Origin of the sequence: Helicobacter trogontum, from assembly GCF_000765905.2 — a bacterium.
In the GTDB taxonomy this organism is placed as follows: domain Bacteria; phylum Campylobacterota; class Campylobacteria; order Campylobacterales; family Helicobacteraceae; genus Helicobacter_A; species Helicobacter_A trogontum.
This window is the reverse complement of the sequence record NZ_JRPL02000023.1, coordinates 1-14901: the sequence shown is the minus strand read 5'-3', so window position 1 is coordinate 14901 and position 14901 is coordinate 1. Positions and strand designations below refer to the sequence as shown.

The following is a 14901-nucleotide window of genomic DNA, read 5'->3' as shown; positions in this document are numbered from 1 at the left end:
AATTTTATGTTATCATAAACTGATTTAAAGATTTTGTAGATTCTATAAAGAAATAAGATGAGATTGGATAAAGCACTTGATATTTTATATGGAGAGTTGGTAAATACACCTTTTATTAGTGCTTTTAGTGGAATAACATATAATGTAAAAAAAGTTGTAAGTGGGACGCTTTTTTTTGCATTAAATGCAAGTGATATAAAACAAGCAATAGCAAATGGTGCTTATGGTATCGTTTTTGAAGGCGATGCAACATGTAGTGATGATACAGAGATTGCATGGATCAAGGTGTCAAATATAGAGCAAAGTATGCGTAGGCTTGTGCGTTACTTTCTCTTAGAATCTCAATATACATTACTTATGCTTACACCCATTGAAACATCCTTAGCCAAAAGCTTACAAGTAGACTTACCTATCTTATATAGCACAACCCTACAAGATTGCCTAGAAGAAGTGTTTGAACTATATAACAACCAAGATAACATTCAAGATGAAAACACTCTTCCTTTTTGCAAGATTCTATTAACAAGTATTCAAGCCCTAGAGAATCTACAAATGCACACATGTTTTTCTGTGCAGTATGCAAGGCAAAGGCTAGAGAGAAGTCGGAGTATTTTTTCGCAATATGATCTAGAAAAGGAAGTCCCAAGGCAATATTACAAACATTGCAGTATTATTAGCTATGCACTTTTTGAGAGTAAAATCATTTGGGAAAATGTAGTTTATAAGATTTCTCTACCCTATGTTTTATTGCCTTTTTTAGAGAGTCTTATGGCAACTTTCTCATTTTTGAAGCATGAATATTGGCAATCCTATATAGAATCTGTAGGTGGCTTGTATGCAAGAGAATCAAAGACTACACACATTGTATCAGGACAGGAGTTGCGGCCTTTTAATCCTAAGGTACCAAAATATATGCAAAGCAATATAGACATTAATGGGGTGCATTTAGATGAATTAAGTTGCTGCCATTTTGATTCTAGTGAAAGATTGAGTGTGGGCACAAAAGAAAAAAGTTTGCTATTTTGTGCAAACCCATCATTTTTTGCATGTCCTAGTTTGCAAGAAAAGGATTTTGACTATAGTGCTGAAATACAAAGCAATGTGCATATCATATTTGAATCTTTACGAAAGAATCAAGATTCTAATATCTTAATTGAATACCTAAAAGTAGAAGCAGGTCACTTAAAAATACTATCGTGCTATGCAAAAAATACAAAGTTACCAAAAACAACTCAAAAAAATATTACTATTCCTTACGCACACATAAACCATCTTGTGCAAATTCTAACCAAGACTCCATACCATCTTGCAATTATTTATGGAATCTCAAAGAAAAGATTTGAAAAAGAAAGTGGTTTGCTAAAACCAAACAAGCAACAAGATCAAAAAACAATCCATGCCATAACGCAGTCACCAAATCTATTTAGTGCATATGGCATACAATTATAAGATAGAATCTAGGAGTCTATTATGAAGAGTGATCTACCAAATAATTATGATTCCATATATACATCTTGCAAACAAGATATACTAATACAAGACTTATGCAAAAAAGATTCTATTCTCTCACAATGGAGTGAAGCAGAGCTAAAATCCCTAAAGCCATATCATGAGATTTTATACAAGCTACTCACGCTTCAAATAAAGGCAACCTATAGCATTTCAAGACTATATAACAATGATAGTATGTCCCATAACCCAGACAATACACCCATTTTAGAACCTAAAGAAGATAATACAAAAGAAGCCTTTAGTCTCTTTTTTCATAAAGACATGATAAGCCATAGAGAAATAGCGCTATTAAACGACTTAATCTTAGAGCTCAAACCATGGAGGAAAGGTCCTTTTTGTTTGCACTATACAAAAGATAGTAAAAATATGCAATTTTTTATTGATTCTGAGTGGCAAAGCAACAAAAAAATGAAACTTATATTAAAAGCCCTAGATACAATGCAATATGATTTAAAAGATAAAGCTGTGCTTGATGTGGGTTGTAATAATGGCTATTATATGTTTGATTTAGCATTACGCGGAATAAAACATATTACAGGTATCGACCCTATTGCAATATTTTTCCTACAATTTTATTTTATATATAAACTCTCAAATATTTCACATTGCAATTTTCGTCTTCTAGGAGTGCAAGATGTATCAAAACTTCGTGCAAAATATGATCTTGTTTTATGTTTAGGTGTGCTATATCACAGAAAAGAGCCATTACAAACACTTAAGCAGCTAAAAAGTGTTTTGGCACCAAATGGTATCTTATTGCTCGAGACACTTATATTACAAGATGAAAGCCCAACATGCCTTTGCCCATATCCTACTTATGCAAAAATGCCAAATGTATTTTACATATTTAGCCCACAAGCCCTACAAAATCTTGCCTTGCATGCAGGTTTTAAGTCCTGTGAGCTTCTAAGCTATTCATATACAGATAACACAGAGCAAAGAAGCACAGATTTTATAGACAAAAAAAGTTTAGGTGATTATCTTACAAGCACACAAACAGCAGAAGGATATCCTCCAGCATGTCGGGGTATCTTTATGCTTTCATAATTGCTTTACTTATAATATCTTCTTATTTCTTTATTTCTCATCTATTCAATAATCTTTTTGTAACACACCCCATCCATATACTTACATCTTACATCAAATAAAACACTTATAATTTTACACATAACACATAGGTGCATCTGCTTATATTCTTGAATTCTATTGTCATATCATAATTAATAATATCTTATCATACTAAGACACATTTAACCAATCATCTTAGATTCTACTTTATCTAACCTCTTAATTCAAGCAATACATAGAATCTAATCTTTATAAAATCAACACAATCACAATAACTATAAAACAAGCATTTCCAAGTAATTATAAAATTGCTAAGCAAAATAAGATAACCAAGTGGAAACAAGCAAAGGATAATGCAAAGTAGCGTCTAGTCAAACCAAAGAGTAATGGTAGTGCCTACATCAAGCGTACTTTTAAGCTCAATCCTTGCATTATGCAAATGTGCTACATGTTTGACTATGCTTAAACCAAGCCCTGTACCATTTATCATATTTGAATGGCTTTTATCAACACAAAAAAATCGCTCAAAAACCCTCTCATGATACATTTCTGGTATACCAATACCACTATCTTTGATACATAAGGTTTTGTGTGTCGCATTAAGGGTTAGCTCTATATTTCCCTTATCTTTATTGTATTTGATAGCATTTTCACAAAGGTGAGAAAGCATGGCAAGAAGCAGTCGCTGTTCGCCCATAACCAAAAAATCATCACCTCGTATTGTGCAATATAGATGCTTTTGTGCGATAGAATCTTTAAACATGGCAAGGACAATCTCACAAAGATTCTGCATTGAAAGCGAAAATGGCGTAAATGTATAATCATTATCAAGTTCATTTAGGATAATAATATCCTCAATTAATGCCATGAGGCGTTTTGCCTCTTTATGCATATTACCAAGAAACTTTGGGATATCTTCTTGTTTTATAATATTGTTTTGCAACATCTCAAGCACTGCTAGAATACTTGTAAGTGGTGTCTTTAATTCATGGGATACATTTGCACTGAATTCGCGTCTTAATTGTTCTCTTTGTGCCTTTTCTGTAATATCAAGAAGAATTATTGCTACACCAATTGGGACTGCACTATTGCGTATATTTTTTGTGGAATCTAAATTGCTATTTTGCATTTTAGATTCTGTAATACACGTAGTCAACATAGAATCTAAACTCTCTAAATCTTGCGATCTATCAAACTTTGCATCATGATTGCTATCCATATCATCATCGTGTGGCTTAGCAGAATTAAATACAGATTCCACAATGACTTGATAGGTGCAATCATTATGCTCAATGACTTCTGTATGTTTTGATCCCTGCATTGCAATTTCAAACCATTTTTTATAATGTGTATCTAGGACCGCTATATTCATACCCTCATGCAATACACCAAAAAATTTCATAGAGCTCTTATTGAATGACAAAATATCACCTTTAGAATCAAGGAGCAAAAATCCATCATCCATATTTTGTGTAATTGTATTGAAAGTGTCTTTATCTACTTGTAATTGCTTGATTTGAACATCTATTAAGCGATTTTGCTCATCAACTTTATGCAAAAGCGGCAAGAGCTCCTCATAACTTTTTATTCCAAGTGGATTTTCTAAACGCAGTGCATTTAATGGCGAAGTAATAAAATGCGCAATGCTTCTTGCAAGTATAAAACTAACTATCAAACATGCAAACAAGATAAGACTAATATAGGGCAAAGTATCACAGAGAAGCAAGAATATATTTTTATGAGGACTTGCTATACGTAAAACATAGGTCTGCATATCTTTGGTATCTAGAATGTCATTATTTGCGTCCATAAAAGTTGTTGGCAACATAATTTTTAGGGCATAATAAAGCATTTCATGTTGCATACTCTCTGAATAGCGATAACTTTGTGCCATGCCATGTTTTATACTTTCTTTAAACTCTATTCTGTCTGCATGATTATCAAGTGAATCCAGAGGTGCCAAATTATCATATACAACATTACCAAGAGAATCAATAATGCTTATACGATATGTGGTATTAATACTTGATAAATAAGAAATGCCTTGCTGCTTTAGCCCTACTTCAATATAATGACTATTTTGCTTTAAATGTGAAATAATTTCTTTTTCATAATAGCTGGTAAAAAATAAAAAACTTGTCAAAAGTCCGAGCAATACCCACCCAAAACATACAATAAAAATAGTCCAAAAAATCCTTTGCCTCAAGCCAAATCACCTTACTATAAACCAGCTTTACTATGCATGAGCAATTTTATAACCAACACCACGCACGGTTTGGATATATTTACCATATTCGCCAAGCTTTGTGCGTAAAGTATTTATATGCACATCAACTGTGCGTGTTTGAAATTCGCTCCCCCATATTGATTCTAAAAGTTGTTCTCTTGTAAATACTAGATGTGGATTAGCAAGGAATAGTGCAAGCATCTCAAATTCCTTGTAGGTTAAGTTAATAGGCACTCCATTTGCACTAACTATGCGAGTCTTTGGATTGAGGGTAATTTCTTGAAAACTATATTCATCAGATGACAACCCGCGAGTTCTTCTCAATAAAGCATTAATTCTTGCAAGTAATTCAAGCACGCCAAAAGGCTTTGTTACATAATCATCCGCACCCATATTTAACCCATAAACCTTATCAAGCTCACTGCTTTTTGCAGTTAAAAGAATGACTGGTATATGCTTTGTTGATTGCTTTTTCTTAAGAATCTTTAAGACTTCTATGCCATCTTGTTCTGGCAACATCATGTCAAGCAAAATGAGTTCAGGTAAGCACTCATCATTTAATTTATTTAACGTTTCAAAAAAAGCCGATGGTGTTGCAAAACCTTTTGATTCCAAAGAGTGTGTGTTTAAAGTATACTCAATAAGCTCCCTTATAGCATGTTCATCTTCTAAAATAAAAATCATTCCTTATCACTCCAAAATAATATGATTTTATTATAGCTAGTTTTCTTTGGTCATACATGAAGCGATGTTATTTGAAAGTCATATTAGGTTAATACCTCACTGCTAAACAAAGCAGAATCTAAAATATAGTTGAGGTTCTTATGTATATGTTATAATTATGATTCTATTTCTTTTGAAGGATATTCGTGTTATCAACCAATGTTATTTCTCGTATATTTGGGCGATTTGCCCATACAAGATTCCCAAAAGGTATGCAATATGCAATCAATCGATTTTACATAGATTATTTTAAAATCAATCTTGATGAATTTGAGAGTTTAGAATCTTATCCAACATTAAATGCACTTTTTACACGCAATCTAGTAAAACCTAGAATATTGCACACAACACCCTTTAATCTCATTAGCCCTACAGATTCTCTCATCACAGAATCAGGCTCCATTACACAACAAAGTGCTTTACAAATTAAGGGTAAAAGTTACAGAGTAAATGACTTGCTTGGTATAACTCATGATTTAAATAAATATAGTTTTTTAAATCTTTATTTATCGCCAAGAGATTATCATCACTATCATGCTCCATGTGATTTAGAGATTCTGGAGGCAAAATATTTCACTGGAAAACTTTTACCGGTAAATTTTGCAAGTCTACACAAAAATGAGAATTTATTTATACAAAACGAGCGAGTTGTGCTAAAAATGCGTTGCAAGTATAATCAAAGCATTATGTATTATGTCGCTGTTGGTGCATTAAATGTTGGCAAAATGCAGTTCCTGTTTGACAAGCGAATACAAACAAATGCAAAATATGGTGATTGTACTTACACCTATGAAAAACCCATTGTGTTGGAGGCTGGTGATGAAATAGGATTTTTTGAAATGGGTTCTACTATCGTGTTAATTGCACAAGCAAACTGGAAAGTGAAATCAGGTGATGTTGTAAAAATGGGTGAGCAAATTGGTACATTAGAATCTCATGCAAAAGAATCTATGGAGTAGGTATTTTATATCGCACTTTCTGTAGCCACAGAGCTCATGAGTGGGACTTATATTTCTTTTTTATTTCGGATTTAGTTTTCTTAGTTTATTGCACACGCATTCTATGAAACAACTTGAAAAACAAACAAACAATGCCCATTAAAAATAATAAGCATTGTCCTACATATCTATAACAAACAATCATTTACCACGCAGCAAGAATCTAACTTTTTAATTTTCATAAAGTCTTTATTATAACAATTAGGCTTAAACTTTGACATACCTCATTGTATCTCTGTTAAGAGGCTACACAGCAGAGTATATAAACCCATTCTTGTTAAAGCAAACAAAACTATCAAAAGAGGTGTAGCCTAATTATTCAACGTTTAGATAACCTCTTGATGTGCAATACAATGAAGTAAAATATCATTGAGATATTTTTTCTTCCTTATAATTTTTGAAAATATCTTGAGTAATCTTATAGCTACAGAACTTTGGTCCGCACATAGAACAAAACTCCGCGTCTTTAAAGACTTCCTGTGGCAATGCTTCATCATGATATTCTTGTGCTCTCTCACCATCTAGGGCAAGCTCAAACTGCCTATTCCAATCAAAGCTATATCTTGCATCACTCATGGCATCATCTCTATCTCTCGCACCAATTCGCCCTCTTGCAATATCTGCTGCATGTGCTGCAATTTTGTATGCGATAATACCCTCTCTTACATCATTAGCATTAGGTAATCCTAAATGCTCTTTTGGTGTTACATAGCACAGCATAGCTACGCCTTTCCATGCAGCGACACATGCACCAATTGCACTTGCGATATGATCATATCCTGCAGCAATATCTGTAACAAGTGGTCCTAGCACATAAAATGGTGCCTCATTACAATATTCCTTTTGTAACTCCACATTTCGCTCTATTTGATTAAGCGGAACATGCCCTGGACCCTCAATCATTACTTGCACATCAGCATCATACGCTCTTCTTGCTAATTCTCCTAATACTTTTAATTCAGCAAATTGTGCCTCATCGCTTGCATCAGCTAGACAACCTGGTCGTAAAGAATCCCCTAATGATAAAGACACATCATACTCTTGGCAGATTTTTAAAATCTCATCAAAATACTCATAAAATGGATTCTCTTTGTGATAATGCAACATCCAGCTCGCCATAAGGCTACCACCGCGTGAAACTATACCCATTTTGCGTTTTGACACTGCAGGCATATGTGCTAATAAAAAGCCGCAATGAATGGTAAAATAGCTCACACCCTGCTCTGCTTGTTTCCTCAATACGCCCAACATGGTTTCAATATCAAGCTTTAACACATCATTTTTTACATCATGTAAAATCTGATACATAGGCACAGTTCCAATAGGTACGCTCGATGCTTCAATAATGGCTTCTCTAATCTTATCTAAATCACCACCTGTAGATAAATCCATAACCGTGTCTGCACCATATTTGATCGAAGTTTTAAGCTTTGTTACTTCTTCATCAATATCCTCTACAATTTGAGATGAACCAATATTTGAATTAATTTTTGTTTTTAAAGCAACACCTATGCCCATAGGCTCAAGATTCTTGTGATTAATATTTGCAGGAATAATAAGTCTACCTCTTGCCACCTCTTTTCTAATCAGTTCTGGGCTTAGATTCTCAACATTTGCAACATATCGCATTTCCTCTGTAATAATGCCCCTTTTTGCATAATAAAGCTGCGTCCTTATTCTATCATTTGATCTTTTCTCTATCCATGTATTTCGTAAATTCTCACTCATGCAAATCCTTAGTGTAAATATCAAAACAATTTCAGTTTTAAGTGTAGTGCAAACTTGTGTGATTTTACCCATATCTCAATATTATTTTGAATCCAGTAACGATAAAATAGAGTTTTTGTATAAAATAGTAACAATCTTTACAGAAATTATTATATAATAACACATATCATTGCAAAATAGATATGACAACATTTGTGAGATATTGACATATGAATGAAGTTTTGTTAAGGTGCCTATGGTCTAAGGAAAGGTGATGAAAGATATAACGCTTATTATTATGGCAGCTGGAGATTCTGTGCGGTTTTGCAATAGCATGATAAAAGACACACCGCATATAAACTCTATGGATTCACATAATACATTGCATCATAATGAAACTAGAATTATAGAATCTACTAATAAGCCATCTACAAAAAAACAATGGCTAAGGCTTGGAACTACACCTTTATGGTATTTTGTAACACAAAATCTTGCTTCACAGATTATAGAAATATGTAATACGCTACAACAAACAAGCAATATAGCATATTGCAAAGACGATCATGATACAAAATGTAACAATAAACAATCAGAAACAAATTTAGATACACCTACAAACATACAACACTCTAGCGATACGCAAAATCTCACAAGGTTTTCACACAATCAAACACCATTAAAAAAAATAATTATCACAGCTTCCCCAAAAGATATTTCTTATATGCAAAAACTCATATCAAATACCCTCTACTTCACGATAGAAAATAAAGCCTATGCAATCCCACTTCAAATTGTTTGTGGTGGCAATACTCGCTTTCAATCACTAAAAAATGCTGTGCAGCATGTAGAAAGCACACACATAATTGTAAATGATTGTGCAAGATTCAATACAAAAAAGCATGTGTTACACAACTTATTATCTTTATTTATGAATGATGATTTTGACTGCATTGTTCCATACCTGCAGGTGAGCGACACTACACTTCATTATGATTCTTATACGAACACACATTCAGCTATACCAAGAGAAAATTTAAAACTTATTCAAACTCCACAAATCACAAAAACCAAAAAGATTCTAGAATCTTTTACAAAAGGGGTTGATTTTAGCGATGAAAGCAGTGCTATATGTGCCCTTAAATCTCCTAAAATAGGCTTTGTTGTTGGCAGTAAAGACATGGCAAAACTTACATATTATGATGATTTGCATCTACTAAAAAAACTTTATCATGCAAATGCACACACTAGACATGATACGCTTATAGGGCATGGGAGCGATATACATGGTTTCATAGACTCTAAAGATATGTATCTTTGTGGAGTAAGAATAGAATCTCACTTTGGTTTTAAAGCTCATAGCGATGGCGATGTAGCTATCCACGCAATTATAGATTCTATATTGGGTGCTATGAATTATGGCGATATAGGTGAACTTTTCCCAGATAATAAGGAAGAATTTAAAGACATAGATTCTAAAATTTTACTCAAAGAAGTGTATGAGTATTGTTTAAGTGTTGGATTGGAGATTACAAATCTTGATGTTACAATCATAGCCCAAACACCAAGAATATCTCCTTATAAAGCACAAATGCAAGAAACCTTAGCTCACATTCTTTATCTACCAAAGATGTGTATTAACATAAAAGCTAGCACAGCCGAGAGCCTAGGCTTTATAGGGAGAAAAGAAGGGGTGCTTGCAAATAGCATAGTGCAACTTCGTGCAAGGAAATTCCATTGAAAGAATCTCCATTGCAGAGGAAGTTTTTATTAGATGAAATCTTTATTAGGAAAAGGGATTTGACTTGAAAAAGATTTCATTAAGGGAAGATTCCAAGTGAAAGAAAAATTTGCAAAAAAAGCAAGAGGGAATCTTATTATCAAAGAAAAGTGTTTAGAACTTTGAGAAAAAGGATATATATGAATGTTTTGATTATTGAAAGTGAAACTTATTTAGCCCAAAGCATAGCAAGTAAGTTGGCAGATGGGGGGCATATATCATTTATCACCTCGTCATTGGAAGAAGCAACAAATCGCACAGGATATGACATCGTGTTATTATCTACAAGTACCGCAGATTATAGGGATATCATTGAGACGCATAAAGATGCAATTATTATTCTCATGGTCTCATATGTTAGTGATGATACTGTGTCAAAGCCACTTAAAATGGGAGCACAGGATTATATTATTAAACCTTTTATAATGGATGAGCTTGTAAGAAAAATCGAACATTACAAAGGCTTTAAAGAACTTGCAGAAGATATTAGATTTTTTAAAAACTATTTCACTTTCATACAAAACGAACTACAAACACCAACTCTGCCTCAATATAATCCACCAATTCTAATAAAGGCAAGTTCACAACGCAGTGCAGATATTTATGCAATGAAATATGCCATTGAGAGAAAGTTAAGATTTGAGTTTATAAGCCTTAAAAGTATCGCATGGAATAAGTATGAATTTCAAAAAAATAAAGTCTATTACATTACAAATTGCGAAAATCTGAAAAAACAAGAAAAAAAGGATTTTTTAGACAAAATGGCAAATTACCGCCTTATTATTTCTATGATTTCAGATGATACAGTAGCATTTCCGCATATCGTGGATATTACAAATATGGCAAATAATCTTGAAATTGGTAGCGAAATTCTTTCTATCAAAGAATATGAGCGTATTGTTATTACAAAATTTGAGGGGCGATACCCTGATGTAGAATTAGCAAAAAAACTTGGCATGAGCCGTAAAAGCTTGTGGGAAAAAAGGAAAAAATATGGCATCTCAAGAAAAAAATAAGCAACTCTATATCGATAAAGAAGCAATTTCAGTTCTAGATTTAGCACAAGAGGGCTTACTTTATCCTGTAACAGATCTTATGAATGAAGCACAGATGAAAGCAGTTAATGCAAGTGGTATCTACAAAGATCAAAGCTATCCCTGCCCTTTTCTTTTAAGTCCCAGCGGAAGACGCAATAACGAGGTCTTACAAAAGGCAAAGAAAGGGGATAAAATCGAACTTATCACAGATGGTGAAGTATCTGGTAGTATTATCGTAGATTCTGTATTTAGCATTAATAGGCAAGAGCGGATAAATAAAATAATGGGTGGAGACTTTGCCTCCAAACGCATACAAGATGTAGAATCTAGAATTGGTGAAATCTGTGTCAGCGGTAAATACACACTTACAAACAATGAGATTCTAAAACATAAAAAAAGATTAGCTCAACGTATAGCAACTCTAAATGCCAAAAACATCGCAGGTATTGTCATGAGTGCCTCACCACTACATAGAATCCATGAAAAAATTATGCGAGATGCCCTAGAAGAGTGTGATCTGCTTGTAGTTTTTCTCTTAAAACCACATAAAAGTGACTTGATTGAATATAGTTTGCGTTTAAAGTGTATGGAATTTCTGATAGATAACTACCTTATGAAAGAAAGAGTTATCATTATTCCACATGATGATACCTACCTATACGCAGGGCAAAATCGCATGATTATGAATGCTATTGTAGCAAGAAACTTTGGTTGCAATAAATTACTGGTTGGTGAAAATAATCGTGGTTTATCTGTGTATTATTTAGACAATGAGGTGCATTCTATTTTTGATTCTCTAACAGGTATGCGCATTGATGTAGAAATATTGCCAGAATATGTGTATTGCGATGTGTGCAAAACGCTTGTTTCAATTCATACTTGTCCGCACGGACATCATCACCATATTAATTATAATGCAGAATCCTTTGTCGAATTTTTTAGATTAGGACTTTTACCTCCTGCTATGCTTGTAAGACGACAGATTTCTGCAATCCTTCTTTCATCACTATTTCCACATAGATTTAAAGATTTAGATAGGCTATATTATGATATTTTGCCATCAAGCGGGATTATACAAAATAGTGGCGAAGAAGAGTTTTACCTAAAGCTTATGCAGCTTTATCAAACAACTTCGCTCAACTAATAAGGCATACAATGAGATTACTCCACCTTTATATCCTTGATAGAATAAAACCCTTATGGTTGCAAAAACTCGTTGCAAATATCTTAGGCTTTGTTATGATATATCCAATTGCTCTGCATAATAAAGAAACTGTATTATTGCTTAGTCTTTTCTTAGCTGTATATCTGTATAAAAATATGCAAAAAATAGATTCTAAATCTTTGGCTTCAAAGACAACAGAATCTAGTGATACACAAACTACGATAGAATCAAATCACACAAATCCCACCCAAACATTCATAGCACATGATGTAGCAATAGTCCAACTTATGATAAGTTGTTTTTGTGTATGTTTATTTATTTTTACAACATGGCAAATATATATTATGCAAGTAGTTTTTGGATGTATTTTCATAAGAATTTATGATTATTATAGACCAAGTCTAATCGGTAGATTCTACAACCTACAACCCAATAAGATACTAGGCAGTATCTTAGGGGCAATATTACATGGCATATTAAGTGGGGCAAGTGTTATGTTATTATATTATGCATCTATAAAACTTTCCTAGTAACTTAACACTTATTATACTGACTAGACTTGTCTATGGGCCATCAAATCGTTTTTATTTGTTGGTAGTCCTTACACACAGAAAGCATAGTTGAGTATTATAGTAACAATTATTATAATTTTTGTAAAAAATATCTACAATCTTTACTTAAATTTCCTTGAATATGGTAAAATTCCACTCATCCATCAAATATTAAGCGTAAAGGAGTTTTAATATGTGTAAAAAGTTTGGAAAGATAGCACTTATAGCAGCAATGGCATGTACATCAAGCTTCATGGTGGCTGATGAAGGCAATAGTAGTGGTAGTGGCAGTGGTTTTTTTGTAGGGATTAATACTGGATATACAGTAAGCTTTGACAAAACAATAACAACAGAGGTAGGGACACAAAGCACAACAGAAAATAGCACTACCGCACCAGATCATATTAATGTGGGTGTGCAGTTAGGATACAATTATATGTTTACAAATTTCCTTGGTTTGCGTGGGTATGTGAACTATAATTATGGATTCGCGCATAGCCACCTAAAAAGAACTGAACAAAATCAAACAACAGATGATAGCAGACTTATTTCAGCTCATACTGTTAGTGGAAATATTGACGTGTTGCTCAATTTCCTCAACTCAGATACTTTCTCATTTGGTGTATATGCGGGTGTTGGATTTGGATATATGACAATGAGTAGCACTTCAAGGGTCAGCGGAAATGGAACTATAACAAACACAATCACACCAGAGGGCAATGGCTTTATCCTGCCAATTAATGCTGGATTAATGCTCACTGCAAATGGACATCATCGTTTTGAATTAGGCTTTAAAATACCAACCTTGGGTGTTAAGTATGTACCAGCTAGTGCTGATCCGCAAAATATTGAAACCATTACGACACGAAATCTTATCACAACGATAGGATATACCTACATTTTCTAAAATTTTATCCCCATGTTGATGTGTTGCAAATACCCCTCTTTTTTGCAACGCCAATTGCTTACCATCACCTAAATGATGGTAGCCAACTTCTCTTGCTCAAACCTATAGACTTAGGGCGAGTACAAATATTTATAAAATTTTAGATTAAATTACATATACAATAAAGCCAAGTTTTTTAAACATCATATTCTACTGTAGTCACAAGACTAAAGCAAAGCATATTATTTTACAATCAAACGATTAAAAATCTCTTGTGTGGGACGCGAATTTACTCCTGTAATATCACGCATGGAATCAACTTGGCTTTGTGTTATAGTCATTGTCTGTTTTAACACAATCCAACGCACACCTTGTGAGCATGGTGGCATTGTTAATGATCCATCAAACTGATAAGAAGCAAGATCACTTGGCAACAACTGATGAACATCAACGTTAGCAATAAAGTTTGCTTTGTCAGGTTGTGTTGGTAAATTCTTCACCAACATATCGATAATAGGATTAGATCGCCCTTCTATAAAAAAGACTGCAAGTATAACCTTATTCCCCTTAGAATCTTCGTGTAAGAGTTGTGCTTCGAGCATACCACGAAGCGAGTCGATAGCATTTTCACCTGGCGTTTTAAAATATATTTCTTTGAGTTGATAACGATTACCATTCATTTCCAAGAAATTCCCCTGTGGATACACCATTTTGAAAGTATTGTGGGATAATATGAGATTTACCCCTTTTGCTACACTATATTTAAGTTCAAAATGTGCCGCACCTTTATTGACATTCTTAGTAATGATGTTTATTGGTGACTGCTGGTTACCTTCTGTGCAGCCCAAATAAAGCGGATTAATATTTGCCCAATATTGGGGTGCACCACTATCTTTATAGCCCCAATCTTTCTTATTTTGTGCATATGTAAATTGTATAAATGATAAAATTAATACAAGGACACCATACTTCATATATACTCCTCGAATATAGAATCTTATGAAGAATTATAAGCTCTAAAAAAGAAGTTTCAGTTTTTGCCATACATAGATTCTAAAAATCAAAGCCTATTGGCATCATTATATAAAAATTAACTTACCTAACAAATTACATTGTCCTTGCATTCGCTCCTATTTAACACAACTATATAGCTCCCCCTAAAACACAACCCTTCCACCAACATTAAAACCTAAGCCAAAGTTTTTATCAAACACACTGCTTTGCACACTTAAGCTTCCATTTAAATACCA

At 33.5% G+C, this 14901-nt stretch carries 12 protein-coding genes; 8 read left to right on the top strand and 4 right to left on the bottom strand.

Annotation, left to right across the window (positions count from 1 at the left end):
- Positions 1–57 precede the first annotated feature (57 nt).
- Together LS81_RS08310 and cmoB are read left to right on the top strand one after the other, a co-directional pair.
- A complete protein-coding gene (locus tag LS81_RS08310; protein WP_034346285.1) occupies positions 58–1449 on the top strand; it encodes a hypothetical protein in 1392 nt (463 codons plus the stop codon).
- Between the two features lie 21 nt (positions 1450–1470).
- On the top strand, positions 1471–2559 hold the full coding sequence (cmoB, locus tag LS81_RS08305; protein WP_104696432.1) for a tRNA 5-methoxyuridine(34)/uridine 5-oxyacetic acid(34) synthase CmoB: 1089 nt from the start codon (positions 1471–1473) through the stop codon (positions 2557–2559).
- 388 nt (positions 2560–2947) lie between these two features.
- On the opposite strand, the gene LS81_RS08300 is transcribed toward cmoB, so the two are convergent.
- Positions 2948–4786: a sensor histidine kinase gene (locus LS81_RS08300; RefSeq protein ID WP_233715848.1), complete on the bottom strand. Its 1839-nt coding sequence runs from the start codon at positions 4784–4786 to the stop codon at positions 2948–2950.
- A 30-nt stretch (positions 4787–4816) separates the two neighbouring features.
- Positions 4817–5491 carry a winged helix-turn-helix domain-containing protein gene (locus LS81_RS08295; protein WP_034317053.1) on the bottom strand — a complete coding sequence of 225 codons (675 nt, stop codon included), beginning with the start codon at positions 5489–5491 and terminating at the stop codon, positions 4817–4819.
- A 185-nt stretch (positions 5492–5676) separates the two neighbouring features.
- On the opposite strand from LS81_RS08295, the gene LS81_RS08290 reads away from it, so the two are divergent.
- Positions 5677–6489 carry a phosphatidylserine decarboxylase gene (locus tag LS81_RS08290; RefSeq protein WP_034346282.1) on the top strand — a complete coding sequence of 271 codons (813 nt, stop codon included), beginning with the start codon at positions 5677–5679 and terminating at the stop codon, positions 6487–6489.
- A gap of 405 nt (positions 6490–6894) precedes the next feature.
- On the opposite strand, the gene thiC is transcribed toward LS81_RS08290, so the two are convergent.
- Positions 6895–8256 (bottom strand): phosphomethylpyrimidine synthase ThiC, encoded by a 1362-nt coding sequence (gene thiC, locus LS81_RS08285; protein WP_034317059.1) that lies wholly within the window; start codon positions 8254–8256, stop codon positions 6895–6897.
- Positions 8257–8509: 253 nt separating this feature from the next.
- Here thiC and ispF point away from each other — a divergent pair, with 253 nt between their 5' ends.
- The 5 genes from ispF to LS81_RS08260 all read left to right on the top strand — a co-directional run bounded on the left by ispF (position 8510) and on the right by LS81_RS08260 (position 13672).
- Positions 8510–9973: a 2-C-methyl-D-erythritol 2,4-cyclodiphosphate synthase gene (gene ispF, locus LS81_RS08280; protein ID WP_034346279.1), complete on the top strand. Its 1464-nt coding sequence runs from the start codon at positions 8510–8512 to the stop codon at positions 9971–9973.
- Positions 9974–10152: 179 nt separating this feature from the next.
- On the top strand, positions 10153–11028 hold the full coding sequence (locus LS81_RS08275) for a response regulator (RefSeq protein WP_034317065.1): 876 nt from the start codon (positions 10153–10155) through the stop codon (positions 11026–11028).
- Positions 11006–12193, top strand: a complete 1188-nt coding sequence (locus tag LS81_RS08270) for a sulfate adenylyltransferase (RefSeq protein ID WP_034346276.1) — start codon at positions 11006–11008, stop codon at positions 12191–12193. Before LS81_RS08275 ends, LS81_RS08270 begins: the two co-directional genes overlap by 23 nt.
- A gap of 11 nt (positions 12194–12204) precedes the next feature.
- Positions 12205–12744, top strand: coding sequence for a hypothetical protein (locus LS81_RS08265; protein WP_034346273.1), 540 nt, complete (start codon positions 12205–12207; stop codon positions 12742–12744).
- 214 nt (positions 12745–12958) lie between these two features.
- On the top strand, positions 12959–13672 hold the full coding sequence (locus tag LS81_RS08260) for an outer membrane beta-barrel protein (RefSeq protein WP_034346270.1): 714 nt from the start codon (positions 12959–12961) through the stop codon (positions 13670–13672).
- Between the two features lie 221 nt (positions 13673–13893).
- On the opposite strand, the gene LS81_RS08255 is transcribed toward LS81_RS08260, so the two are convergent.
- Entirely contained in the window at positions 13894–14625 is a 732-nt protein-coding gene (locus LS81_RS08255; protein ID WP_034346267.1) for a carbonic anhydrase family protein, read from the bottom strand.
- Between the last annotated feature and the right edge of the window lie 276 nt (positions 14626–14901).